17 protein-coding genes are annotated in these 24,223 nt (G+C 61.1%); 5 read left to right on the top strand and 12 right to left on the bottom strand.

Features of this window, described 5'->3' with window-relative positions; translation table 11 throughout:
• The first annotated feature begins 2 nt into the window (after positions 1-2).
• From AB5Y86_RS03825 to AB5Y86_RS03840, 4 genes are all read left to right on the top strand, one after another.
• On the top strand, positions 3-653 hold the full coding sequence (locus tag AB5Y86_RS03825; RefSeq protein WP_021229680.1) for a tetratricopeptide repeat protein: 651 nt from the start codon (positions 3-5) through the stop codon (positions 651-653).
• Positions 646-1,830, top strand: coding sequence for an outer membrane protein assembly factor BamB (bamB, locus tag AB5Y86_RS03830; RefSeq protein ID WP_368192181.1), 1,185 nt, complete (start codon positions 646-648; stop codon positions 1,828-1,830). The genes AB5Y86_RS03825 and bamB overlap by 8 nt, the downstream gene beginning before the upstream one ends.
• Before the next feature lie 74 nt (positions 1,831-1,904).
• On the top strand, positions 1,905-3,401 hold the full coding sequence (der, locus tag AB5Y86_RS03835; protein ID WP_005333794.1) for a ribosome biogenesis GTPase Der: 1,497 nt from the start codon (positions 1,905-1,907) through the stop codon (positions 3,399-3,401).
• Between the two features lie 124 nt (positions 3,402-3,525).
• Positions 3,526-3,750: a zinc ribbon domain-containing protein gene (locus AB5Y86_RS03840; protein WP_042056368.1), complete on the top strand. Its 225-nt coding sequence runs from the start codon at positions 3,526-3,528 to the stop codon at positions 3,748-3,750.
• A 373-nt stretch (positions 3,751-4,123) separates the two neighbouring features.
• Here the strand turns inward: AB5Y86_RS03840 and mltF are convergent, their stop codons facing one another.
• Positions 4,124-5,608 carry a membrane-bound lytic murein transglycosylase MltF gene (gene mltF, locus AB5Y86_RS03845; RefSeq protein WP_005344877.1) on the bottom strand — a complete coding sequence of 495 codons (1,485 nt, stop codon included), beginning with the start codon at positions 5,606-5,608 and terminating at the stop codon, positions 4,124-4,126.
• Positions 5,609-5,757: 149 nt separating this feature from the next.
• Here mltF and purL point away from each other — a divergent pair, with 149 nt between their 5' ends.
• Positions 5,758-9,681 (top strand): phosphoribosylformylglycinamidine synthase, encoded by a 3,924-nt coding sequence (gene purL, locus AB5Y86_RS03850; protein WP_368192182.1) that lies wholly within the window; start codon positions 5,758-5,760, stop codon positions 9,679-9,681.
• 64 nt (positions 9,682-9,745) lie between these two features.
• Here the strand turns inward: purL and AB5Y86_RS03855 are convergent, their stop codons facing one another.
• From AB5Y86_RS03855 to nuoG, 11 genes are all read right to left on the bottom strand, one after another.
• Positions 9,746-11,290, bottom strand: a complete 1,545-nt coding sequence (locus AB5Y86_RS03855) for an HD domain-containing phosphohydrolase (protein ID WP_368192183.1) — start codon at positions 11,288-11,290, stop codon at positions 9,746-9,748.
• Position 11,291: 1 nt separating this feature from the next.
• Positions 11,292-12,749 carry an HD-GYP domain-containing protein gene (locus AB5Y86_RS03860; protein WP_124929064.1) on the bottom strand — a complete coding sequence of 486 codons (1,458 nt, stop codon included), beginning with the start codon at positions 12,747-12,749 and terminating at the stop codon, positions 11,292-11,294.
• A complete protein-coding gene (locus tag AB5Y86_RS03865; protein ID WP_368192184.1) occupies positions 12,746-13,882 on the bottom strand; it encodes an FIST C-terminal domain-containing protein in 1,137 nt (378 codons plus the stop codon). Before AB5Y86_RS03865 ends, AB5Y86_RS03860 begins: the two co-directional genes overlap by 4 nt.
• 232 nt (positions 13,883-14,114) lie before the next feature.
• The gene (nuoN, locus tag AB5Y86_RS03870) at positions 14,115-15,578 is read right to left on the bottom strand and encodes an NADH-quinone oxidoreductase subunit NuoN (protein ID WP_005351071.1); all 1,464 of its coding nucleotides are present in this window, start codon (positions 15,576-15,578) and stop codon (positions 14,115-14,117) included.
• Positions 15,578-17,119: an NADH-quinone oxidoreductase subunit M gene (gene nuoM, locus AB5Y86_RS03875; RefSeq protein WP_368192185.1), complete on the bottom strand. Its 1,542-nt coding sequence runs from the start codon at positions 17,117-17,119 to the stop codon at positions 15,578-15,580. The genes nuoN and nuoM overlap by 1 nt, the downstream gene beginning before the upstream one ends.
• Positions 17,120-17,217: 98 nt before the next feature.
• Positions 17,218-19,065: an NADH-quinone oxidoreductase subunit L gene (gene nuoL, locus AB5Y86_RS03880; RefSeq protein WP_368192186.1), complete on the bottom strand. Its 1,848-nt coding sequence runs from the start codon at positions 19,063-19,065 to the stop codon at positions 17,218-17,220.
• Positions 19,062-19,370 (bottom strand): NADH-quinone oxidoreductase subunit NuoK, encoded by a 309-nt coding sequence (gene nuoK, locus AB5Y86_RS03885; RefSeq protein WP_005337247.1) that lies wholly within the window; start codon positions 19,368-19,370, stop codon positions 19,062-19,064. Before nuoK ends, nuoL begins: the two co-directional genes overlap by 4 nt.
• Positions 19,367-19,918 (bottom strand): NADH-quinone oxidoreductase subunit J, encoded by a 552-nt coding sequence (nuoJ, locus tag AB5Y86_RS03890; protein ID WP_368192187.1) that lies wholly within the window; start codon positions 19,916-19,918, stop codon positions 19,367-19,369. The genes nuoK and nuoJ overlap by 4 nt, the downstream gene beginning before the upstream one ends.
• 10 nt (positions 19,919-19,928) lie before the next feature.
• Positions 19,929-20,471 (bottom strand): NADH-quinone oxidoreductase subunit NuoI, encoded by a 543-nt coding sequence (gene nuoI / locus AB5Y86_RS03895; protein ID WP_005337245.1) that lies wholly within the window; start codon positions 20,469-20,471, stop codon positions 19,929-19,931.
• A 10-nt stretch (positions 20,472-20,481) separates the two neighbouring features.
• Positions 20,482-21,450 carry an NADH-quinone oxidoreductase subunit NuoH gene (nuoH, locus tag AB5Y86_RS03900; protein WP_005337244.1) on the bottom strand — a complete coding sequence of 323 codons (969 nt, stop codon included), beginning with the start codon at positions 21,448-21,450 and terminating at the stop codon, positions 20,482-20,484.
• Positions 21,447-24,203 (bottom strand): NADH-quinone oxidoreductase subunit NuoG, encoded by a 2,757-nt coding sequence (gene nuoG, locus AB5Y86_RS03905; RefSeq protein WP_368192188.1) that lies wholly within the window; start codon positions 24,201-24,203, stop codon positions 21,447-21,449. The genes nuoH and nuoG overlap by 4 nt, the downstream gene beginning before the upstream one ends.
• Positions 24,204-24,223: the final 20 nt, after the last annotated feature.

The following is a 24,223-nucleotide window of genomic DNA, read 5'->3' on the forward strand; positions in this document are numbered from 1 at the left end:
CTGTGGAAGTCTATACCACCGAAGAACAACAGGTTGAGGTTATCAAGGAGTGGTGGAAAGAGAACGGAACCTCGGTGATTGCCGGGACCGTGATCGGTCTGGTCGGTCTGTTCGGCTGGCGCTATTACAACCAGCACCAGCAAGAGACCATGGAGGCCTCCTCCCACTCTTACAACCAGGTGATTGAGCAGCTGGCCAAGGGCGATGCCGCCGGTTTCGAGCAGGCACAGCAGTTTGTTACCGCCAACAAGGGTGACTCCTACGGTGAACTGGCCGCTTTGCAACTGGCTGCCGCTGCCGTCAAGGCGGGCAAGCTGGATCTGGCTGCCGAGCAGCTGGAGCTGGTGGCGACCACGGGTGACGAGAGCATTCGTCCCATCGCGGCGCTGCGTCTGGCTCGTGTGCTGAATGATCAGGGCAAGGCAGATGAAGCGCTGGCCAAGTTGGCAACCATCCAGAATGAGGCCTTCAAGGCGCAGGTAGCCGAAGCCCGTGGTGATGTGCTGCAAAAGCAGGGCAAGACCGAAGAGGCTCGTGATGCCTATCAGGCGGCGGCGGATGCCGGCGGCCTGCAGGGTAGCGCCGAGCTCAAGCTGAAAATGGACGATCTGGCCCTGCCGGCCGTTGCGACTGGTGAGGCACCGGATGCGTAATCTATTCAAGATGGTGGCGCTGGGGGCTGCGGTCTCCTTCGCTCTGCAGGGTTGCTCCCTGTTTAGTTCCGAAGAGGATCTCAACCCGATGGCGCCGCTGCCCAAGGTTGAATCTGCCTTCACTGCCGACACCGCATGGTCATCCACTGTGGGTGATGGCATCGGTGACTTCTACTCCCAGCTCAAGCCGGTGGTGGAAGAGGATCGTATCTATGCGGCGGCCCGTGACGGCGATGTCAGCGCCTTTGACCGTGCTAGTGGCGATCGCTTCTGGAGTGTCGATCTGGCCGACCTGCCGGTCAACGCCGACAAGCGCAGCGCCCGCCTTTCCGGCGGCCTGGTCTCCCGTTACGGCAAGCTGTTCCTCGGTTCCGAGAACGGGGTGGTCTACGCCCTGAACGAAGAGAATGGCGAAGTGCTGTGGCAGACCAATGTGCCCGGTGAAGTGGTGGCAAGCCCCGCGGTGGAAGATGGCCGCGTGGTGGTGTTGACCACCTCCGGTCGCCTGATCGCCCTCGACACTGATGAAGGCAAGATGCAGTGGTCGCTCTCCGAAGAGCAACCACCGCTGACCCTGCGCAGTGCCGGTGCACCGGTGATCACCAACGGCGCCGTGATTTACGGTCGTGCCGATGGCAAGGTGGGCATCGCCCTGCTGAGCAACGGTCAGCCTGTGCGCCAGTCCAAGGTGGCTGATCCGCGCGGTGCCACCGAGCTGGACCGTATGGTTGACGTCGATGCCAGCCCGCTGATTGCCGGTGATGAGCTCTACGCCATCGCCTACAACGGTCAGCTGATGGCGCGCAAACTGATGACCGGCGATGAAGTGTGGAAGCGCAAGTATTCCGGCTATCGCGATCTGGCGATGACCGGTAATGCCATCGTGCTGACCGACAGCCGTAGCCACCTGTTTGCCATCGACCGTCGCAACGGTCTGGAGCTGTGGTCCAACACCCAGCTGGAAAATCGTACCGTCACTGCACCTGTCATCTTCGGTGACTATGTGGTGGTGGGTGATGTGGAAGGATACCTGTATTGGCTTGATCGTACCGACGGTACCATCAAGGCGATGCAGCAGCTCGATAGCAGTGGTCTCTACGCCGCCCCGCTGGTGGATGGCGAGACCCTGTATGTGCAGAGCCGTGACGGCAAGTTGTACGCCCTCAAGCGTCCTTGATCGTCCGATAATGTGAATATCCGGCTCCTGGTCTTCGGACCCGGAGCCTTTGTCGTCTTGAGAATGAGGCTTTTATGACTCCTGTAGTAGCCCTGGTGGGCCGCCCCAACGTGGGGAAATCCACCCTGTTTAACCGCTTGACCCGTACTCGGGATGCCCTGGTTGCCGATTTTCCCGGTCTGACCCGGGACCGTAAATACGGTCAGGCGAAGTTGGGCGAGCTGGAATTTATCGTGGTCGATACCGGCGGTATCGATGGCACCGAAGAGGGGATCGAGCTGAAGATGGCCGAGCAATCTCTGCTGGCCATCGAAGAAGCGGACGTCGTGCTGTTCATGGTGGATGCCCGTGCAGGCCTGACCGCGGCGGATCAAGCCATCGCCGAGCACCTGCGCAAGGCCCACAAGAAGGTATTTCTGGTGGCCAACAAGACCGATGGTATCGACGGTGATTCCGCGGTCTCCGAGTTCTACGGTCTGGCGCTGGGCGAGGTTTACCAGATCGCGGCCGCCCACGGTCGTGGCGTGCTGAGCCTGCTGGAACTGGCCCTGGCTCCCCATCTGGAGACCCTGGTCGACTCCGCTACCGATGAAGATGCGCAGGATGAGGAAGAGGAGGACTTCGACGAAGAAGCCTTGCTGCGCATGGTGGCTGCCGGTGAACTCGATACCAAAGAGGACACCAAGGAGACCCCGTTCGCTGACCTGCCCATCAAGTTCGCCATCGTTGGTCGTCCCAACGTCGGTAAATCTACTCTGACCAACCGCATGCTGGGTGAAGATCGGGTCATCGTCTATGACATGCCCGGCACCACCCGTGACTCCGTTTACATTCCGATGGAGCGTGACGAGCAGAAGTATGTGGTTATCGACACCGCCGGTGTGCGTCGTCGTGGCAAGGTGCACGAGACGGTTGAGAAGTTCTCCGTTATCAAGACCCTGAAAGCTATCGAAGATGCCAACGTTTGCCTGCTGGTGATCGACGCCCAGGAGACCATCACCGATCAGGACTTGAGCATCCTTGGCTATGTGCTCCACGCCGGTCGCTCCGTGGTGCTGGTGGTGAACAAGTGGGATGGTCTGGATCAGAAGGTGAAAGAGGATGTGAAGAACGAGCTGGATCGTCGCTTGGGCTTCATCGACTTCGCCCGCGTTCACTTCATCTCCGCCCTGCACGGCAGCGGTGTCGGCCATCTGTTTGAATCCATTCAGGAGGCTTACCAGTCCGCCACCCGTCGTACCAGCACGGCCATGCTGACCCGCATCATGCAGATGGCGCAGGAAGATCACCAGCCGCCGATGGTCAATGGTCGCCGCGTCAAGCTCAAGTATGCCCACGCCGGTGGCTACAACCCGCCGCGCATCGTGATCCACGGCAACCAGTTGAACGACTTGCCGGACTCCTACAAGCGGTATCTGATCAACTACTTCCGCAAGTCCCTCAAGATCATGGGCTCGCCGATCCGGGTCGAGTTCCAGGAGTCGGTCAACCCGTTTGAAGGCAAGAAGAACACCATGACCCTGAGTCAGGAACGTCAGCGCAAACGCCTGCTGAAGATGAAGAAGAAATAAGTCCTTGCGGCTGCCCTCACCGGCAGCCGCTTTGTTATCCTCGCCATGTTAAGGTGAGGAATAAGGGGAGGGGGATCTGCCATGGAACAAGACCATGGCAGGTCCACTTTTCGAGGAGTTGATTATGGAAGCCCTGCTTTGTCCATCATGCCAGGCTGAACTGGATACCCGCAGCAAGGAGCAAACCTGTGGTCAGTGTCAGGCCAATGTCCACGTCACGGCCATCTGCCCCACCTGCCAGCAGGAGCTGGAGCGTCTCAAGGCGTGCGGCGCAGTGGATTACTTCTGCAACCACTGCAACTCGCTGATCTCCAAGCGGTCGGTACAGTTCAAGGCGGCGCTGGTGTAAGACAGTATTCAGGTGAGAAAGAAGATAAAAAAACCCGGCGAATGCCGGGTTTATGCTGTGTGCTCTGCAATAAGCAGGGTATAGGATCGATTTCTGCGCCACAGGTTGCGCTTGATGTCATTAAGCTTGAGTTTGCGTCTGGGGCTCCAGCTGCACTTCGCTTTTCTGACCAGACTGATTTTTCTACGTTTTTGCATCTTGGTCTCCTCCCAACTCAGTTGGCCATCCCGGCCTTGGGTCATTGATGGAGCCCATCCGAAATTGCTGTTATTTAATCTCTCAACATAATGAAAACAATGCGATTTCGGATAGGCTCCGATGTGAATCGATGGTAACAGAGAAGTTTGTGTGAAAACAGCCGAATAATGGCTGGTTAGCGCATGGTGATCTGATTGACCACTTCGGCGATGGCGGTGGGGCGCTCGGCCAGCTCGGGCTCGCTGTCGTTGTCGAGACTCTCCCGCTGATGTGCCTTCTGCTGCTCGTTGTCGAGCCAGAGCAGACTCTGGTAATACTGGCGCACGTTGTTAACATAGTTGCGCGCCTCGCTGCCACGGGCATAGCCATAACGCACCTTGCGGTGCCAGCGCGCTTGCTGCAGCAGCGGCAGCACCTCTTTCACGTCGCTCCAGGCGTCAGGATTCTTGCCGAGCTCTTTGGTCAGGCGGCGGGCGTCCATCATGTGGCCGTAACCGATGTTGTAGGCGGTGAGGGCAAACCACACCTTCTCGTCATCGGGCACCGAATCCGGCACCTTCTCCATCATCTGTTGCAGATAGAGGGAGCCACCCTTGATGCTCTCTTCCGGATGAAGCCGGTCGTTGACTCCCATCGCTTTGGCTGTGGGCTCGGTCAGCATCATCATGCCGCGCACGCCGGTGTAGGAGCGGGCCTGCGGGTCCCAGTGGGACTCCTGATAGCTGATGGCGGCGAGCAGACGCCAGTCGATATTCTTGGCGTGAGTCTGGAACAGCGGCTGGTACTTGGGCAGCAGGCTCTTGGCGCGCTTGAGGAAGGTGCGGGTATCGACAAAGTCGAAGTTCTGCACGTGGCCGAAGTACTTCTCGTCCAGCTTGGCGATGGCACCATCCATAAAGCGCTGACCGAAGAAGTCGATCACGCTGGCATAGAGGCTGTCATCGGGCAGCTTGCTCATGGCCCAGGCAACGGTCTGCTTCTGGGCCAGGGTCAGCCCCTCGGTGAGCTCCGGGTAGTAGCGCTGGGTACGGGCCAGCACGGTATCCTGCACCACCGTGTAGTCAATCTTGCCATCCACCACCTGTTTGAGCAGCTCCTCCACATCGGCGTTGTCGCTGGTGCTCCAGGCTAGTTTCGGATTCTCTTTGCTCATCTCTTTGAGCAGATCTTCACCGGTGGAGCCGGCGGCCACCACCAACTTGCCCTTGATATCGTTCAATGAGGCCGGCTTGGGTTTGCCGTTGCGGTAGACCAGTTTGGGGGAGACCTGGTAGAAGCCCGGGCCGAAGCGAAACAGCTCGCGTCGCTCGGGGGTGACCATGATGGCGGCAGCCGCCAGATCGAGTTTGCCCTTTTTCAGCAGGGTGACCAGTTGGTCAGTGGTGTCGACCGGGATGATGGTGAGTTTCACCCCCAACCAGTCGGCATAATTTTGCGCCAGCTCGTAATCGAACCCCTGAGCGAGGTCGTCACGCTGGTAATAGGAGGTGGGACCATAGATGGTGCCAACCCGGATCTCGCCTCGCTGGCGGATCTGCTCCAGCTGGCTGGAGGGGCTATAGAAGTCGCAGCCAACCAGTGTCAGCGTCAACAACAGCCCGATAAACAGTCGAAAAATGCAGCGCAAGTAGGTGAGTACCTTTGTTGAAAAAATCGGCATTTGTCAAAAAAGAGGCACCTTTATACCAGAGAGTGTGCGCAGAGTCACACTGCACGAAGTGAGAAAAACGTTTGTCCGCTGTGAGCCAGATCCCTATAATACGCGCGTCTCAATTCCCCCCCACTTTAAAACTTGGTGAGAAAGGTCATATGGATATCTTGCGTGGTGCCCCAGCACTGTCTGATTTTCGTGTCCAAAAACTGCTGCAACGCTTCGCACAGATGAGAAACGAGAGTGGAGTAGAGAGCGGAGTAGAGATAGAGGATGTCTATGCCGAGTATGTGCACTTTGCCGAGCTGACAAGCCCCCTCTCTCCCCCCGAGCGAGCGACCTTGGGCCAGCTCTTGCGCTACGGCCCGACCATCCCCGAACACACCCCCAGCGGTCAGCTGTTTCTTGTTACCCCCCGCCCCGGCACTATCTCCCCCTGGTCTTCCAAAGCAACCGACATCGCTCACAACTGCGGCCTGAAACAGGTCAAGCGGCTGGAGCGTGGTATTGCCTATTACCTGACCATCAAGGGGCAGGGTGAGCTGAGTGCCGCCCAGCGCAGCGCCATTGCCGCCGTGCTCCATGATCGGATGATGGAAGTGGTGTTTGCCGAGATGAGCGAAGCTGCCGCCCTGTTTGCTCACCACGAGCCGCGCCCCTTCACCCAGGTGGATGTGCTGGGCGGTGGTCGCGCAGCCCTGGCCGAAGCCAACGTGGCGCTCGGTCTGGCGCTGGCCGACGACGAAATCGACTATCTGGTGGAGAACTTCACCAAGTTGGGTCGCAACCCCAACGACATCGAGCTCTACATGTTCGCCCAGGCGAACTCCGAACACTGCCGTCACAAGATCTTCAATGCCGACTGGACGATCGATGGCGAACAGCAGCCCAAGTCGCTGTTCAAGATGATCAAGAACACCTTCGAGCAGACGCCGGATCATGTCCTCTCTGCCTATAAAGACAACGCCGCCGTGATGGAAGGGAGCCAGGGGGGCCGCTTCTTCCCGAGCCCGGCCAACGGCGAGTACCAGTATCACCAGGAACAGGTCGACATCCTGATGAAGGTGGAGACCCACAACCACCCGACCGCCATCTCCCCGTTCCCGGGCGCAGCCACCGGCTCCGGCGGCGAGATCCGCGACGAGGGTGCCACCGGTCGCGGTGCCAAGCCCAAGGCGGGTCTGGTCGGTTTCTCCGTCTCCAACCTGCGCATTCCCGGCTTCGAGCAGCCCTGGGAGCAGGATTTCGGCAAGCCGAGCCGTATCGTCAGTGCCTTCGACATCATGCAGGAGGGGCCGCTCGGCGGCGCCGCGTTTAACAACGAGTTCGGCCGTCCGGCCATTCTCGGCTACTTCCGTACCTTCGAAGAGGAGGTGCCGAGCCACAACGGCGTCGAGGTGCGTGGCTACCACAAGCCCATCATGCTGGCAGGCGGTATCGGCAACATCCGCACCGAACATGTCCAGAAAGGGGATATCCCGGTCGGTGCGGCGCTCATCGTGCTGGGCGGCCCGGCGATGAACATCGGTCTGGGCGGTGGTGCCGCATCCTCCATGGCCTCCGGCCAGTCGGCCGAAGATCTCGACTTTGCCTCGGTGCAGCGTGACAACCCCGAGATGGAGCGCCGTTGCCAAGAGGTGATCGATCGCTGCTGGCAGCTGGGTGACGACAACCCTATCGTCTTTATCCACGATGTGGGGGCGGGTGGTCTCTCCAACGCCATGCCGGAGTTGGTCAACGACGGTGAGCGCGGTGGTCGTTTCGATCTGCGCGCCATCCAGAGCGACGAGCCGGGCATGAGCCCGCTGGAAATCTGGTGCAACGAATCCCAGGAGCGTTACGTGCTGGCGGTAGCGCAGGACAAGCTGCCGCTGTTCAAGGCCCTGTGCGAGCGCGAGCGCGCGCCCTATGCCGTCATCGGTACCGCGACCGAAGAGAAGCATCTGACCCTCTCTGACAGCCACTTTGACAATCAGCCCATCGATCTGCCGCTGGACGTGCTGCTCGGCAAGGCGCCCAAGATGCACCGCGACGTGGTGACTCTGCCTGCACAAGGCAAAGCGCTCCAGCTCGATGGCATCACTTTGAGTGACGCGGCCGAGCGAGTTCTGCGTCTGCCGACCGTGGCGGAGAAGTCCTTCCTTATCACCATCGGCGATCGCAGCGTGACTGGCTTGGTCAATCGCGACCAGATGGTTGGCCCCTGGCAGATCCCGGTGGCCGATTGCGCCGTCACCGCTGCCACCTATGACAGCTATCACGGCGAAGCCATGTCCATGGGCGAGCGAACCCCGGTGGCGCTGCTCTCCCACGCCGCATCCGCTCGTATGGCGGTGGCGGAAGCGCTCACCAACCTGGCGCCGGCCCACATCGGGTCGCTGAAGCGGGTCAAGCTTTCCGCTAACTGGATGGCCGCTGCCGGTCACCCGGGTGAAGATGCCGGGCTCTATGAGGCGGTCAAAGCGGTAGGTGAGGAGCTCTGCCCGGCCTTGGGCATCACCATTCCGGTGGGCAAGGACTCCATGTCCATGAAGACCCGCTGGCAGCAGGATGGCAAGGAGCACAGCGTCACCTCGCCGCTCTCCCTGCTCATCTCCGCCTTTGCCCGGGTCGAGGATGTGCGCAACACGGTTACTCCGCAACTGCGTACCGATCTCGGTGAAACCGACCTTATCCTCATCGACCTTGGCAATGGCAAGCAGCGCCTCGGCGCCTCGGCGCTGGCGCAGGTCTATCGCCAGCTGGGTGACAAGGCGCCGGACCTCGACAATCCGGTCCAGCTCAAGGGCTTCTTCAACGCCATTCAGGCGCTGGTGGCCGATCGCAAACTGATCGCCTACCACGACCGCTCCGACGGCGGCCTGTTCGTCACCCTGACCGAAATGGCGTTTGCCGGCCACTGCGGCCTCGACATCCAGCTCGATCGCATCGGCGGCGAGCTGCTGCCGGCGCTGTTCAACGAAGAGCTGGGCGCCGTCATTCAGGTGCGTCGTGAAGATAAAGAGGCGGTGATGACCCTGCTGGCCGGTCACGGTCTGGCAGCCTGCTCCCATGTGCTCGGTACCGTGCGCGAAGGGGATCTCATCACCTTGCAGCGGGGCGGTCAGGAGGTCTATCGTGCCAGCCGTACCGCTCTTCGCACCATCTGGGGCGAGACCAGCTGGCAGATGCAGCGCCTGCGCGACAACCCGGCGTGCGCCGACAGTGAGCACGCGGCCCGTCAGGACGCCACCGATCCGGGTCTGCATGCCAAGCTGACTTACAACCCGTCCGAGGATGTGGCTGCTCCCTATATCGCCCGTGGGGTCTCCCCCCGTCTGGCGGTGCTGCGCGAGCAGGGAGTCAACTCCCATGTGGAGATGGCGGCGGCGTTCGATCGTGCCGGTTTCGCGGCGGTCGATGTCCATATGAGCGACATTCTCTCCGGTCGCATCAAGCTGGAGGAGTTCCAGACCCTGGTGGCCTGTGGCGGTTTCTCCTACGGTGACGTGCTGGGGGCGGGGGAAGGCTGGGCCAAGTCCATCCTGTTCAATGACAACGCCCGCGAGCAGTTCCAGCGCTTCTTCGAGCGTGGCGATACCCTCTCTCTGGGTGTCTGCAACGGTTGCCAGATGATGTCCAACCTGCGGGATCTCATCCCGGGTGCCGATCTCTGGCCGCGCTTTGTGCGCAACCGCTCCGAGCGCTTCGAGGCCCGCTTCAGTCTGGTTGAGGTGCAGGAGTCCCCATCGGCCTTCTTCGCCGGCATGGCAGGCTCGGTGATGCCCATTGCCATTTCCCACGGGGAAGGGCGTGTCGAGGTGCGCGATGCCGCTCACCTGAGCGCGTTGCAGGCCAGCGGTCTGGTAGGGCTGCGCTTTGTCGATAACCGCGGCAGCGTGACCGAGCAGTACCCGGCCAACCCGAATGGCTCACCGAACGGTATCACCGCGGTGACCACGCAAGATGGCCGAGCTACCATCATGATGCCGCATCCGGAGCGGGTGTTCCGCACCGTGGCCAACTCCTGGCACCCGGACAACTGGGGTGAGGATGGTGCCTGGATGCGGATGTTCCGCAACGCCCGGGTTCGTCTGGGTTAATAGAGACAGCACCAGCGCATAAAAACAGAAACCGGCCAATTGGCCGGTTTTTTTATCCGTGTCGTTACGGCTTGCCGAGCGGTTGGGGGATAAAGTCTCCCCGGTCGAGGATCCGCAGACAGGCATCCACCACATCCGCATCGAGCTGATGGCCGCGCATCTGGATGATCTGCTCCCTGGCCTGGGGAATGCCGAGGGCGGCGCGATAGGGGCGATCCGAGGACATGGATTCGACGATATCGGCGACGGTGAGGATGCGGGCCCCCAGCAGGATTTCATCCCCTTTGAGCCCCTGCGGATAGCCGGAGCCATCAAGATACTCGTGGTGCTGGTGGATCATCCGGGCGATGGGCCAGGGGAAGTCGATATCCTTGAGCACCAGATAGCCGATGGCGGGGTGTTCCTTGACCAGCTCGAACTCCAGTGGCGTGAGGCGTTCCGGTTTGGTGAGAATTTCAGCCGGTACCTGGATCTTGCCGATATCGTGCACCATGGCGCCCAGATAGATCCCCCGCAGCCGCTTCTCTTCCAGCCTGAGCTCCCGGCCGATGGCTTGGGCCAGCTTGGCCACATGTTTCTGATGGCCAGCGGTATAGGGATCGCGCTGCTCCAGCACGGCGGCGATGGCACCCAGCGCATCTTCCAGTGCCAGCTCCAGCTGGCGGGCATGGAAGATCTTCTCCTGTTGCGAGCGCAGATAAGCCTGCTGGGTATGGCGCGCCTGCAGGCCATAGGTGAGGTAGTCGGTCAGTTGGATGAAGAGTTGCTCCTCCTCCTGGCTGAACAACCGTGGTTGGTCGCTGTGAATGATCAGCGCACCGGCCAGATCCTCCTGCAGTGGCAAGGGGATCAGCAGGCGGGATCGCAACGGGTGGCGGCCGGTATGGGGCTGCTCGTGGAAGATCACCTGATTGAGGCGCCGCTGGTGGAGGATGGCCTGGGTGAGGGCCTCATCGTTCAACCACAGCGTTTGTTCCGATGCATCGGCACTGCCTGCCTGCGCCACGATCCCCGGCGGTTGGGCGAGATCGGGCTGGCCTTGCAGCACTGCCACCAGCGGAAAACGGTCATCGACGGCGATGGCATCGCAGATATCCTGCAGCAGTTGTGGCTCATCGCCCGGTTTGAGCAGGGCGTGGTGGGCGCGGCTGATCGCCTGCTGGGTCCAGCTGTACTGTTGCAGTTTCTCCTGCTGCCATTTCTGCTCGGTAATGTCTTCGAAGAAGACGCCGACCCCCACGATGCCCCCCGCCTCATCACGCAGGGGAAACTTGGTGGTGCTGAGCCAGCGGGCTTCTCCCCCCTTCAGATAGGGCTCTTCGATGTGCTGGTGTATCCCCTCGCGCATGACTCGTGCGTCATCCTCCCGATAGCGCTGTACCAGTTCGGGGGGAAAGAAGTCGCAGTCATTCTTGCCCACCAGTGCCTCTGGGGAGAGGGCGAGATCCGCCGCCAGCAGGCGGTTGCCCGCGATGTAGCTGAATCGGGTGTCTTTGAGCAGCACCCGATAGGGAAGCTGATCCATCACCTGGGTCAGTAACAGCGCCGAGGAGGGGAGCGCATCGGTCAGTGGGTGGGGGAGTGCACAGGAGGTGAGGAGTTCGGACATCTTATCCCGCCTTGTCTGCAAGTTGACTGATGGGAGGCCCGAAGTGGTAGCCGGTCTGCCAGAGCACGATACAGCTGTTGACCACTTTTTCATCGTAATGGATCCCGGCATAGCGGGTCAGTTCGGCAATGGCGTCACTCAGAGGCATGGCCCGGCGGAACGGGCGATGGGAGGTCATGGCGATCAGCGAATCGGCCACCCGGATAATGCGCGCCTCCAGGGTAATGGCGTTGCCCGCCAGCCCCTGCGGATAACCGCTGCCATCGAGGTTTTCGTGGTGCTGAAGCACTATGGTGGCTATGGGCCAGGGGAAGTCGATCTGTTTGAGAATATCGTGGCCGGCCTGGGGGTGCTGCTTGATCAGTTCGAACTCCACCGGTCGCAATTCACGGGGGCGAGTGATGATCTCGGTGGGGATCTGCAGCAGGCCGATATTGTGCACCATGGCCGCCAGTCCCAGCGCATCCAGCCGCTCTTGCCGCAGTTGCATGGCCTGCCCGATGGCCAGTGCCAAATCGCGCACCCTCAGCTCATGGCCCGCACTGTTGCGATCCTTGTGGCTGATAGCGCTGGCGAGGGCACTGATGGTCTGGAACAGCAGCTCACGCTGGTGACGCTCGCTCTCCTTGAGGCGGGTGATGTCGACCAGGGTGCCGATGATGCCGGCAACCATCCCCTGATGGTCATAGAAGAGATCCTTGAAACAGATGACCTGATAGCGCATGCCATTGCGATCATGCAACTGCTGTTCGATGCACTGGGGCTGGCGACTTCGCAGCAACTCGGCTTCCCGCATGCTGTAGGCCTCGGCAAGCCCGACTGGCAGCAGCTCCTCGACCCGTCGACCCAGCAGCGCCTCCTTGCCGATGCCGATCACCTGATTGAAGGCCTGGTTGCAGCCCAGAAATCGCCCTTCGATATCTTTGTAGAACACCGGGATCGGGATAGCCTTGAGCAGGGATTCGTTGAAGTGTTTCAGATCCTTCAGTTCGGCCTGCTGACGCAGGGCGAGCAGCTCGCTGTCCTTGCACAGGGAAATGGCGCGGGCCAGGTTGCCGAGCACCGGGCTGAACAGATGGCAGACCGGTACGATCTGCTGATGTGGTTGGGGGGCGAGCAGCAAGATGAGATAACCCCCTTCAACCTTGAGCCGATAGGCAAACTGGTAGGGGCGGCTGCCCGGCAGGGGGAGCGTCTGTTGCAGCAGGCAGTGCTCCTCCTCGCTGACCCACCCAGGCAGGGTCAGGGTGGTGCCGGTGTGCTGACGCAGCTGCTCGTCGCCGATCACCTTGAGCAGCTTGTATCCCTCCCGTTGTTGCTGCAATACCGCACCAACCGGCGTGGCGCAGTGATGCATGAAGCGTTGCAGTACCTTGGTGAGCAGCGCATCCAGCGTCACTTCACGCCCGATGCATAGCGCCAGATCGCAGACGATGGCCATGGCGTGGTCGTTGTTCATATCAATGCCCCGTTACAGAGAATGGCGCCGTTATGAAATTGGGGGTAATCCCCATGGCGCACGCTGCCAATTTCGCCAAGGGAGAGGGCTCCTGCCAGATCGCCGGCCCCCGAGTGGATCAGCAGGGTGTGCAGTTCGGTCACCGTCTGCTGGTCGAAGTGCAGCTGGCGTCCCGCGCAGTAGTAGACCTCCAGCAAGTGTGCCCGGGTGAGGGTTTGTTGCTGGTTGAGGCGCCTGGCCAGTGAGCAGGCATGTGCGGTGGCACTCTCTGGCGCCTTCAGCAGGGTGAGGATGCTGTGCTCCGCGACCTCGCCGGCGCAGAGCAGGGCGCCGTCATCGTTTGCCTCGACGGGGATCCTGACAATCACATCCCCGTTGGCCCGCAGCAGGCCCAGTGGCATGTGCACCACGAAACGGTAGAGCTCCTCGCGCACCATAGTGTGCTGGAATTGCTGGCGGATCAGCCCCTGATATTTTTGAAAGGCCGGTTGCCAGTCGATGTAGGCAATCTTGTTCGCTTCACTGCTGGTGGCCAGCATTGGTTGGGCCGAGAGTTGGTAACCATGTTCCAGAAAGGGAAAGCTGTTGCTGGGCAGCAGCGTGCAGGTGACCCCGTAGGCAAGTTGCCGTTGATTGTCGAACAGGCAGGCAAGAGGGGTGAAGCTGCCGCTGCCTGCGTTGGCGCCGGCATAGTTGACGCGATTGGCCAGTTGCAGATAAAGCGCATCCAGAATGGAGGCGATATTGGGAATGAGGTTGTCGAAGGTCAGAAACAGGGTTGGTGGCGGCGAAGGGGTTGGCCAGGTGGCCAGCATGTTCTCCACCTGTTCCGCAATCCGGTGGGCAAGGGATACTGCGCTGGCCTGCGCTGTCAGGGGCAGCAGTGTGGCGTGATAGGGGTTGGCTCTGGGCAGTAGCCAGGCCCCTTGCGGCAACAATCCTTGCGCACCGATCAGCTGGGGGAAAATGGCGCCATCCAGGGCGATGTTGAAGTCGCGGCACAACTGCTGCAACAGGGGAACCTGTGCGCAATCCTGTTCGGCCAGCAGTATGGTCAGCTTGCCTCCTTGCAAGGGTGCCAGCGTGGCGGCCAGTTCTGTCGGGTTAAATTGGCAAACGTAGTGTTGCTTCATCAATCTGAACTCCATTCCAGAATATAACCAATATATCAATAAGAAATTCAAGAGGGTATGAGGATCTCGCCCGGTTCTGGTTGTATGGCAAAAACCATGATGGGCATCACCCTCGCTGACTGATCTGTCATTTGCTGGCCTGTGGAGTGCGCGATGCTGTCGGGCCGGAAATAGAAAACCGGCAGCCAAGGCTGCCGGTTTTGCGGGTAATGAGGGGTAGCGACGGTAACGGTTACTGCAATACCACGTGCTGGAACCCTTGTACCAGGCTGATGACCGGCTGGGGATAGAGCCCCAGCAACACCACCAGTGCTGCAGAGAGCAGCACTACCACACCACCGGAGGAGAGTGCCCAGTCGGCGCTGGCATCGCGCTGCTGCATACCCGGTTCGCGCAGATAGAGGGTCACCATCACCTTGAGGTAGTAGTAGAGACCCAGTGCGCTGCCGAGCACGATGGCGCCGGAGAGCCACCAGAGCTGCGCCTCGACGGTGACGCCGATGAGGTAGAACTTGCCGATAAAGCCGAGGGTCATCGGGATGCCCGCGAGTGACAACATCATCACCGTCAGTACGGCAGTCAGATAGGGGCGCTTCCAGAACAGACCGCGATAGCTGTGCAGGGAGTCGGCATCCTTGCCGCGATAGGGGCTCGACATCATGCTCACCACCCCAAAGGCACCCAGGCTGGTGAACAGATACATCAGCAGGTAGACCCCGGCGGCTTCCACCGGCATCTGGCCGAATCGGCTCGCCACGATCACCGCCAGCAGGTAACCGAAGTGGGAGATGGAGGAGTAACCCAGCATCCGTTTGACGTTGGTCTGCACCAGGGCCAGCAGGTTGCCGACCAGGATGGAGATGACCGCCATGGCTGCCAGCAGCCAGTGGATCATGGGATCGCTCGCCGCCGGTACCGCCAGATAGAAGCGCAGCAGCACGGCAAAGACCGCCACCTTGCTGACGGTGGCGAGGAAGGTGGCGACCGGTGCCGGGGCACCTTCGTAGACATCCGGGGTCCAGAGGTGGAAGGGGGCCAGGGAGAGTTTAAAGGCAAAGCCGACCAGCATTAACCCCAAACCGCCCATCAGCAGCGGATGGTGAGCCGGGCTCTCGGCCAGGGTCTGCCCCAGGGCTGCAAAGCTCAGGCTGCCAGCCTGTGCATAGAGCAGCGCCATGCCAAACAGCAGGAAGGCGGTGGCGGCGGCAGAGAGCACCATGTATTTCACCGCGGCTTCCAGCGAGTGGCGCTCGCGGTAGGCGTAACCCACCAGACCAAACATTGGCAGGGTCAGCATCTCGATCCCGATAAAGAGAGAGGCGAGGTGACGGGAGCATGCCAGCACCAGACCACCAGCGGTGGCGATCAGCAGCAGCAGGAAGAACTCCTCCCGGTTGTCCGGGTAGGCTTTCAGCCACGATTGACCGAAGGTGCAGGTGGCCAGGGCGCCGATGAGCACCAGTCCCATGTAGAAGACGGCGTAACTGTCAACTTGCAGCAGCGGGGTGACCCCCTGATCCCCTTGCGCCATCACGATGGGCAGCGAGAACAGAGCAAGGTTGAGGCCAACAATGGTCACGGTAAAGGCGGTGGTGACACAGCGGCGCCAGGCGATGGCCAGCATCAGGGCTGCCATGGCCCCGGTGGTCAACAGCAGGGGAAGCAGTGCCAGCAGTTGGGAAGCGGAGAAAGTCATTACAGGGCTCCAGCAGTCGGCAGCAGATACCAGTGCAGCACGTTGATAAGGCTGCTGCTGGCGGTGTCAATCACGGGTTGGGGATAGAGGCCAAGCAGAACCAGCAGGCCCGCGATCACCATCATCATGGTCAGCTCGCGGCGATCCAGTCCCTTGAGCATGCTCTCATCCTTGGCGGGGCCAAAGCAGGCGCGCTGCAACATGATGAGAGAGTAGACCGAGGCCAGCACCAGACCGAAGGTGGCGACCGCCGTGATGACAGGGGCAACCTGGAAGCTGCCGACCAGAATCAGGAACTCGCCGACAAAGTTGCCGGTGCCCGGCATGCCGAGCGACGCTACCGAGAAGAACAGCATCACACCGGGCAGATAGCGCAGACGCCCCCACAGGCCGCCCATCTGGCGCAGATCCCGGGTGTGCAACCGCTCGTAGAGCTGACCGCAGAGGATAAAGAGGCCGGCAGCGGAGAGACCGTGGGCGATCATCTGCACCACAGCACCCTGCAGGGCCACTTCGCTACCCGAATAGATAGCGATCATCACAAAACCCATGTGGGAGATGCTGGTGTAGGCTACCAGCCGTTTGATGTCGGTCTGGGCAAAGGCCACGATGGCACCGTAGACGATACCGATCAGACCCAGCACCATGGCGTAGGGAGCAAATTCGGCGGACGCTTCGGGGAAGAGCGGCAAGGCAAAGCGCAGCAGACCGTAGGCGGCGGTTTTGAGCAAAATACCGGCTAGATCCACCGAACCTGCAGTCGGCGCCTGACTGTGGGCATCCGGCAGCCAGCCGTGCAGCGGCACCAGTGGCATCTTGACCGCGAAGGCGATAAAGAAGCCCAGCATCAGCAGCCACTGAACGCCCTTGCTCATCGGGGTATTGAGCAGCTCCAGATAGTTGAAGGTGAAGACTCCGGTGGCATGCTGGTGGGTCAGCACCAGCCCGATGATGGCCACCAGCATGATAAGGCCCGAAACCTGGGTGTAGATGAAGAACTTGGTCGCCGCATTGATCCGTGATTTGCCGTCAGTGACCGAGTGGCCCCAGAGCGCAATCAGGAAGTACATGGGGACCAGCATCATCTCCCAGAAGAAGAAGAAGAGGAACAGGTCCAGCGCCATAAAGACCCCGAGCACGCCGCCCAGGATCCAGAGCAGGTTGAGGTGGAAGAAGCCGATGCGCTGCACGATCTCTTTCCACGAACAGAGGATGGCCAGCACCCCGATAAAGCAGGTGAGGATCACCATCAAGAGCGACAGGCCATCCACCGCCAGATGCAAAGAGATGCCGAAGCGGGGGATCCACGGCAGGCGCCACTCGGCGGCCCAGGCGGAGGCAGCACCAGAGACGCCCGCGCTGTCGAGGCCCGTGGTGGCAAGGGAGAAATCACCACTTAGCCAGATGGCACAGGAGAGCAGCAGGCTGGCGCTCATGGAGAGCAGGGCCACCCAGCGGACAAACTGCCCGCCGAGACGCTCCATCTGCCAGCAGAGCAAGCCGCCGATAAAAGGAATTAGCAAGATCCAGAGTAAGGTCACGGTATCAGCTCTCGTTCAAGTTCATATGAGATTGCGCTCCCTGTTCCATCAGGGAGAGCAAACAGCCCGGCTGTACGATCTTCGTGTTGTTCATCGCGTTATCCCAGCAGCAACAGCGCCAGCACCAGCACGGCGCCGATCCCCATGGAGGCGGCATACCAGCGCAACTTGCCGGTCACGGTCCAGGCCAGCAGCTGGTTGCCACGCAGGGCAAGCCAGGCGGGCAGGCCCATCATCCAGTCCAGCGGGTCGCGGGCCAGCAGACGGGTCGCCAGCAGATAGGGTTTGACCCACAGCTGGTCATAGAGCCAGTCAAAGCCCCAGGCGTTGAACCAGAGGGTGCTGAGCAGGCGACCCGGCGCGCTGTTGGCAATGGAGGTGGCCAGACGGCGCTCACCAAGGAACAGAAACGCGGCCAGCACAATGCCTGCGATGGCGATGATGCCGGAGGTGATTTCCAGTGCATGGCGCCCCTCTTCGATATGGTCCCCCGGGCCTGCGGGTAGTACACCTGCCAGCGGTGGAGTGATCAGCGCGCCTATGCCGGTGGAGAGCACCAGCAGCACCAGCAGCGGCAGGTGGTGAGCCAGACCGTGGCCCGCATGGGCTTTGGTCTGCTCTTTGCCATGGAAGGCGATGAAGATCAGCCGGAAGGTATAGAGCGAGGTGAGGAATGCCCCCGCCAGACCGGCCCACAGTAGCGCGCTTTGGCCAGAGGCCTCTACTTGCCACAGGATGGCGTCCTTACTGTAGAAACCGGAGGTGACCAGCGGCAATGCCGCCAGCGCCGAGCCCCCCACCAGGAAGCAGGCATAGACCAGCGGCAGACTCTTGCGCAGTCCGCCCATCTTGAAGATGTTCTGCTCGTGGTGGGTCGCAACGATAACGGCACCGGCGGAGAGGAACAGCAGCGCCTTGAAGAAGGCGTGGGTCATCAGGTGGAAGATGGCCCCTTGCCATGCGCCGACCCCGAGAGCAAGGAACATGTAGCCAATCTGGCTCATGGTGGAGTAGGCGAGGATCCGCTTGATGTCGGTCTGAACCAGCGCGGCAAAGCCTGCCAGCACTAGCGTGATGGCGCCAACCAGCCCGACCAGATGGAGGATCTCCGGTGCCAGCAGGAACAGGCCGTGGGTACGGGCAATCAGGTAAACACCGGCGGTCACCATGGTGGCGGCGTGGATCAGCGCAGAGACCGGGGTCGGGCCTGCCATCGCATCCGCCAGCCAGGTTTGCAGAGGCAACTGGGCCGATTTGCCGACCGCACCACCCAAGAGCATCAGGCAGGCCAGTGACAAGGCAGGGGAGCCCTCGGCAAACAGGGTGGGAGCACGCACCAGCAGCTCGTGGATATTGAGGGTGCCCAGTTCCCGATAGAGGATAAACAGGCCGATGGCGAGGAAGACGTCACCCACACGGGTCACGATAAAAGCCTTGAGGGCCGCCGCGCCGTTGTTGCGATCCTTGTAGTAGAAGCCGATCAGCAGATAGCTGCACAGCCCCACCCCTTCCCAGCCGAGGTAGACAAACAGCAGGTCATCGGCCAGCACCAGAAACAGCATGCTGGCGATAAAGAGGTTGGTGTAGGTGAAGAAGCGGGAGTAACCCTCTTCCCCGCGCATATACCAGGAGGCGAACAGGTGGATGAAGAAACCCACCCCGGTCACCACCCCCAGCATGGTCAGCGACAGGCCATCCAGTGCCAGCGAGAAGCTCGGGGTAAAGTTGCCCACCGCCATCCATTGCCACAGGTGCTGGATATAGACGCCCCCCTCGGGCGGGTTGCCCAGAAAGTCGATGCCCACCCACAGGGTAGTGAGGGCCGACAGGCCAATGGAGCCCACCCCGATCAGCGCCGAGGTACGCTCGCCAAACCGGCCGAGGGAGAAGGCCAGCACCAGCCATCCCAGCAGCGGAAATAGAAAAGTCAGATATAAGAGGCTCATCCGCGCATCTCGCTCACAGTGTCCACGTTCAGGGTGTGGTAACGACGATAGAGCAGCAGTAACAGGGCAAGGCCGATACTGGCCTCCGCTGCCGCCAGAGAAATCACCAGGATATACATGATCTGGCCATCGGCCTGGGCCCAGCGGCTACCCGCCACCACAAACGCCAGTGCCGAGGCATTCATCATGATTTCGATACTCATCAGGATATAGAGCAGGTTGCGGCGGATCAGTAGACCGCACAAGCCGATGCAGAAGAGCACCGCGGCCAGCAGGAGGCCGTGCTCCATAGGGATTCCATTCATTGCTGACCTCCTTCTTGTGCAGAGCGGGAAACAGAGCGCGGGACGGAGAGCACTTCACCGCTCTTCTCTTCCCGACCCAGGTGATAGGCGGTTACCAGACCCGCCAGCAGCAGGATGGAGGCAAGCTCCACCGCCAGCACATAGGGGCCAAAGAGCTCGACACCCACCTGCTTGGCGGTCACCTCGGTCACTCCGATCAGGCCCCCGGTCACCCCGAGAATGCCGTGGGCCAGAAAGCCCAGCAGGATCAGCGAGAGCAGGGCTGGGCCCCCCCAGGTCATGGGGGTGAGCCACTTTTTCTCCTGTGCCTGGGCACTCCCCAGGTTCAGCATCATCACCACGAACACGAACAGCACCATGATGGCGCCGGCGTAGACGATCACCTGCAGGGCGCCCGCAAAGGCGGCACCCAGGCAGAAGAAGATCATGGCCACGGCGATGAGGGAGATGATGAGATTGAGCAGCGCATGCATGGGATTGCTGGTGCTGATCACCCGCAGCGTGCTGTAAATGGCCACCAGGGCCGAGGCATAAAATGCCAGTTCCATGATTGACTCCTCAGGGCAGCAGGCTCTTGACATCGATGGGCTTGGCTTCGTTTTCGGCATCCCCTTTCGGCTTGCCGTCGATGGCCATCCCGCTCATGCGATAGAAGTTGTAGTCCGGGTATTTGCCGGGCCCGCTGATCAGCAGATCTTCCTTCTCGTACACCAGATCCTGGCGGCGATACTCACCCATCTCGAAATCCGGCGTCAGCTGGATGGCGGTGGTGGGGCAAGCCTCTTCACACAGGCCGCAGAAGATGCAGCGAGAGAAGTTGATGCGAAAGAACTCCGGATACCAGCGACCATCTTCCCGCTCGGATTTTTGCAGCGAGATGCAGCCGACCGGGCAGGCAACTGCGCAGAGGTTGCAGGCCACGCAACGCTCGTCCCCGTCGGGGTCACGGGTCAGCACGATGCGACCGCGGTAGCGGGGGGCGGCATAGACTGCCTGCTCCGGATAGTTGAGGGTTTCACGGGGCCGCCAGGCATGGGAGAAGACCATTGCCAGACTGCGTAACTGGGTGCCGACACCCTGAATAATGCTAACAATTTTCATATTGAGTGCCTCACTGCGTACTTATCAGTACAACTGCCGCGGTGACCAGCATATTGATCAGGGTCAGCGGCAAGCAGACTTTCCAGCCAAACGACATCACCTGGTCAAAGCGCGGGCGAGGCAGGGAGGCCCGCAGCAGGATGAAGAACACCATGAAACAGGCGGTCTTCAGGGCAAACCAGATGAAGGGGGGCAGCCAGGGGCCGTGCCAGCCACCGAAGAAGAGGGTCACGATGAGCGAGGAGATCAGCACGATGCCGATATATTCGCCCACGAAGAAGAGACCCCACTTCATCCCCGCATACTCGATGTGATAGCCGTCGGCGAGCTCCTGCTCGGCTTCTGGCTGGTCAAACGGGTGACGGTGAGTGACGGCGACACCGGCAAACAGGAAGGTGACAAAGCCCAGGATCTGGGGCACCACGTTCCACAAGTCTGCCTGTGCCTCGACGATATCCCGCAGGTTGAAACTGCCGGTCTGGATCACAATCCCCATCAGGGATAGCCCGAGAAACACCTCGTAGGAGAGGGTCTGGGCCGAGGCGCGCAAGCTGCCGAGCAATGAGTATTTGTTGTTGCTCGACCAGCCGGCGAACAGCACCGCATAGACCGCCAGCCCCGCGATGGCCAGGATGTAGAGCAGCCCCACATTGAGATCCGCCACGCCCCAGGTGGGGGTGATGGGCACCACCGCAAACGCCAGAATAAAGGCAGTGAAGGCGATGATGGGGGCCAGGATAAAGATCCGCCGATCAGCGAACGGCGGGATCCAGTCTTCCTTGAAGAACATCTTGATCATGTCGGCGGCCAGCTGGAGCAGACCAAACGGCCCCACCCGGTTGGGGCCGTAGCGATCCTGCCACAGGGCCAGCAGACGGCGCTCGATGAAGCTCATGAAGGCGCCAGCCCCCACGATCCCCACCAGCACGATCAGTGCCTTGCCCACCTCCAGCAACAGATCGATCAGCGACTCGCTCATGCGATCACCTCCTGCAGGTTAGTGATTGAGGCTTGTTGCAGGGCCGTCGGCAGGCCGTTCACCCCAAGGGGGAGCCCCACCAGACCGGCGCTCAGCTGCTCGCTAAGCCGCAGACGCAGTTGCCAGTGGCTACCGCCCCAGGAGAAGGAGACCTGACTGCCCCCGTGGAGGGCCAGACGCTGCGCATCAAGGGGATTGAGCACCAGCTCGGGTTCGTTCATCCGGGCCTGAATGACCGGGCTGCGAGCAGAGAGCTCCTCGCCGCCAAACAGCTGGGCATAATTGACCACTTGCAGCGCCTCTGCGGCCTTGAAGGGGGCGGGGATGGTGGTGAACCAGCCGAGCAGCTCCTTGCCTTCTGCCTGCGGGTCTGTTGCTTCCAGCAGACGGCGACCCGGATCACCAGCACGCAGTTTGCCACCCACTTCATCCTGGAACTTGTTCCAGGCGGAGGGAGAGTTCCAGCCCGGCGCCCAGGCGAACGGTACTTGCGGCAGCGGCTGACGGGCTCCGGCATACCCTTCCATGGAGAAGTTGAAGGGGGAGTCGGGATCTTGCGCTACCCGCGGTTCACTGACGTTCTGATCCGCCAGCATGGAGGTGCGACCACTGTAGCGGTGTGGCTCACGGGCCAGCCGCATGCCACGGATCCGCAAGCCTGCGTTGGGCGCCGCTTCCAGCATGGTAGCGAGCAGCGGATGGCTGGTGGCGCAGTCATGGTTGACCTGGTCGAAGTTCTGCCAGCGCAGCGGCTTGCGTTCTATCGCCCCTTGCAGCGCTGCCAGCCAGCGCCACCCTTCACGCACCTGAATATCGGCGTTGTAAAAGGCGGGTGCATAGACCTGGAAGAAGCGCTGGGCGCGCCCTTCCATATTGACCAAGGTGCCATCGGCTTCGGCAAAACTGGCCGCTGGCAGCACCAGATCAGCCTTGTTGGCGGTCGGGGTTGCCTGATGGTCGATGACCAGCAGGTGCTGCAGCCGTGCCAGCGCAGCATCCACCCGGTTGCGTGGCGCGCGGCGGTAGAGATCGTTCTCCAGAGTGACCAGCGCCAACCCCTCTTCTGACTCGATACGCGCAAGGGCGGCTTCGAGCGGCTTGTCTGACAAGGTTTGAGCGCCCAGCATGGCCAGCCCCAGCGAGTTGGCCTCCTGGCCAACCAGCGCGATGCTGGCTTCCTGTCCACGGCCTTTCAGGGCGCGGGCAATGTTGCTGGCCGCCTCAAGCAGCGCCACCTCGCGGGCAGTGGAGCCTGCAATGATGAGCGGCTTCCTGGCGTTGCCGAGCAGCTCGGCCCAGCGAGTCGTTTGTGCCTGCAGCTCGGGGCCGAGATCGGCCACGGCCGGTGCACTCGGGTCGAGCAGGTTGGCGATGGCAAAGCCAAGGCGCGCCTGATCGGCATAGGGGGCGTGCAGCTTGTCGGCCGCCACATCGTCCAGACGGGTGGTGTCGAGGCTGGTGATGAGCAGCGGGTAGCGTTCGTTCTGACCCAGGGTCTGTACGGCGGCGACTTGCCACAGATCCACCTTCATCTTGCGGGCCAGCTCGCGAGCCTTGCCCTTGACGGCTTGACGCAGCGCCAACGCGATACGGGCGGCGCTCATGGTGACATCTTCGCCGAGCAGCAGAATGGCGTCAGCCTCTTCCATGTCCCGCAGGCTCGGAGTCGGCACGCCGCCCTGTTGCAGGATCTGCAGCATCTTCAGCTGACAGGCCCACTCGGCCTGCTCGACGCCTGCGTAGAAGTTGTTTTCACCCACCAGCTCGCGCAGGGCAAAGTTGCTCTCCAGCGAGGCGCGGGGCGAGCCGATGCCGATGAGGCCGCGGGCCGTGCGCAGCGCATCGGCGGCTCGGTTGAGGGCGCCATCGACTGTGATGGTCAGCTGGTCGTTGCCATCTTTGAGCAGCGGTTGGCGCGGGCGGTCCGCCAGATTGACGTAGCCATAGCCAAAGCGGCCACGGTCACAGAGGAAGTAGTGGTTGACGCTGCCGTGGAAGCGGTTTTCGATGCGGCGCAGCTCGCCATAACGCTCACCCGGACTGATGTTGCAGCCCACGGAGCATTGCTGGCAGATGCTGGGGGCAAATTGCATGTCCCACTTGCGGTTGTAACGTTCGGAGTGGGTCTTGTCGGTGAATACGCCGGTGGGGCAGACCTCCACCAGGTTGCCGGAAAATTCGCTCTCCAGGGTGCCATCCTCGACCCGCCCGAAATAGACGTTGTCGTGGGCACCGTAGACCCCGAGATCCTCGCCACCGGCATAATCCTTGTAGTAACGGACGCAGCGGTAGCAGGCGATGCAGCGGTTCATCTCGTGACCGATGAAGGGGCCCAGCTCCTGATTCTGGTGGGTGCGCTTGGTAAAGCGGTAGCGACGGCTGTTGTGGCCGGTCATTACCGTCATGTCCTGCAGGTGGCAGGCGCCGCCCTCTTCACACACCGGGCAGTCGTGGGGGTGGTTGGTCATCAGCCACTCCACCACGCTCTTGCGAAATTCTTTAGCCTCTTCATCCTCGATGGCGATGTAGCTGCCATCGGTGGCCGGGGTCATGCAGGACATGACCAGACGACCGCGTTTGTCATCGGCATTCTGATACTGTTTGACCGCACACTGGCGGCAGGCGCCAACGCTACCCAGCGCCGGATGCCAGCAGAAATAGGGGACGTCCAGACCCAGCGACAGACAGGCTTGCAGCAGGTTATCTGCTCCGTCTACCTCGTACTCTTTGCCGTCTACATAAATGGTTGCCATACAACTTCCCTGAAACCTGT

This window comes from Aeromonas sp. s8 (assembly GCF_040907785.1).
In the GTDB taxonomy this organism is placed as follows: Bacteria; Pseudomonadota; Gammaproteobacteria; order Enterobacterales; family Aeromonadaceae; genus Aeromonas; species Aeromonas veronii.

What these genes read in the sequence shown, in the direction of transcription:
- bamB (WP_368192181.1), top strand. Translation starts at nt 646, where the DNA reads ATGCGTAATCTATTCAAGATGGTGGCGCTGGGGGCTGCGGTCTCCTTC.
- der (WP_005333794.1), top strand. Translation starts at nt 1,905, where the DNA reads ATGACTCCTGTAGTAGCCCTGGTGGGCCGCCCCAACGTGGGGAAATCC.
- AB5Y86_RS03840 (WP_042056368.1), top strand. Translation starts at nt 3,526, where the DNA reads ATGGAAGCCCTGCTTTGTCCATCATGCCAGGCTGAACTGGATACCCGC.
- mltF (WP_005344877.1), bottom strand. Translation starts at nt 5,608, where the DNA reads ATGCCGATTTTTTCAACAAAGGTACTCACCTACTTGCGCTGCATTTTT.
- purL (WP_368192182.1), top strand. Translation starts at nt 5,758, where the DNA reads ATGGATATCTTGCGTGGTGCCCCAGCACTGTCTGATTTTCGTGTCCAA.
- AB5Y86_RS03855 (WP_368192183.1), bottom strand. Translation starts at nt 11,290, where the DNA reads ATGTCCGAACTCCTCACCTCCTGTGCACTCCCCCACCCACTGACCGAT.
- AB5Y86_RS03860 (WP_124929064.1), bottom strand. Translation starts at nt 12,749, where the DNA reads ATGAACAACGACCACGCCATGGCCATCGTCTGCGATCTGGCGCTATGC.
- AB5Y86_RS03865 (WP_368192184.1), bottom strand. Translation starts at nt 13,882, where the DNA reads ATGAAGCAACACTACGTTTGCCAATTTAACCCGACAGAACTGGCCGCC.
- nuoN (WP_005351071.1), bottom strand. Translation starts at nt 15,578, where the DNA reads ATGACTTTCTCCGCTTCCCAACTGCTGGCACTGCTTCCCCTGCTGTTG.
- nuoL (WP_368192186.1), bottom strand. Translation starts at nt 19,065, where the DNA reads ATGAGCCTCTTATATCTGACTTTTCTATTTCCGCTGCTGGGATGGCTG.
- nuoK (WP_005337247.1), bottom strand. Translation starts at nt 19,370, where the DNA reads ATGAATGGAATCCCTATGGAGCACGGCCTCCTGCTGGCCGCGGTGCTC.
- nuoJ (WP_368192187.1), bottom strand. Translation starts at nt 19,918, where the DNA reads ATGGAACTGGCATTTTATGCCTCGGCCCTGGTGGCCATTTACAGCACG.
- nuoI (WP_005337245.1), bottom strand. Translation starts at nt 20,471, where the DNA reads ATGAAAATTGTTAGCATTATTCAGGGTGTCGGCACCCAGTTACGCAGT.
- nuoH (WP_005337244.1), bottom strand. Translation starts at nt 21,450, where the DNA reads ATGAGCGAGTCGCTGATCGATCTGTTGCTGGAGGTGGGCAAGGCACTG.
- nuoG (WP_368192188.1), bottom strand. Translation starts at nt 24,203, where the DNA reads ATGGCAACCATTTATGTAGACGGCAAAGAGTACGAGGTAGACGGAGCA.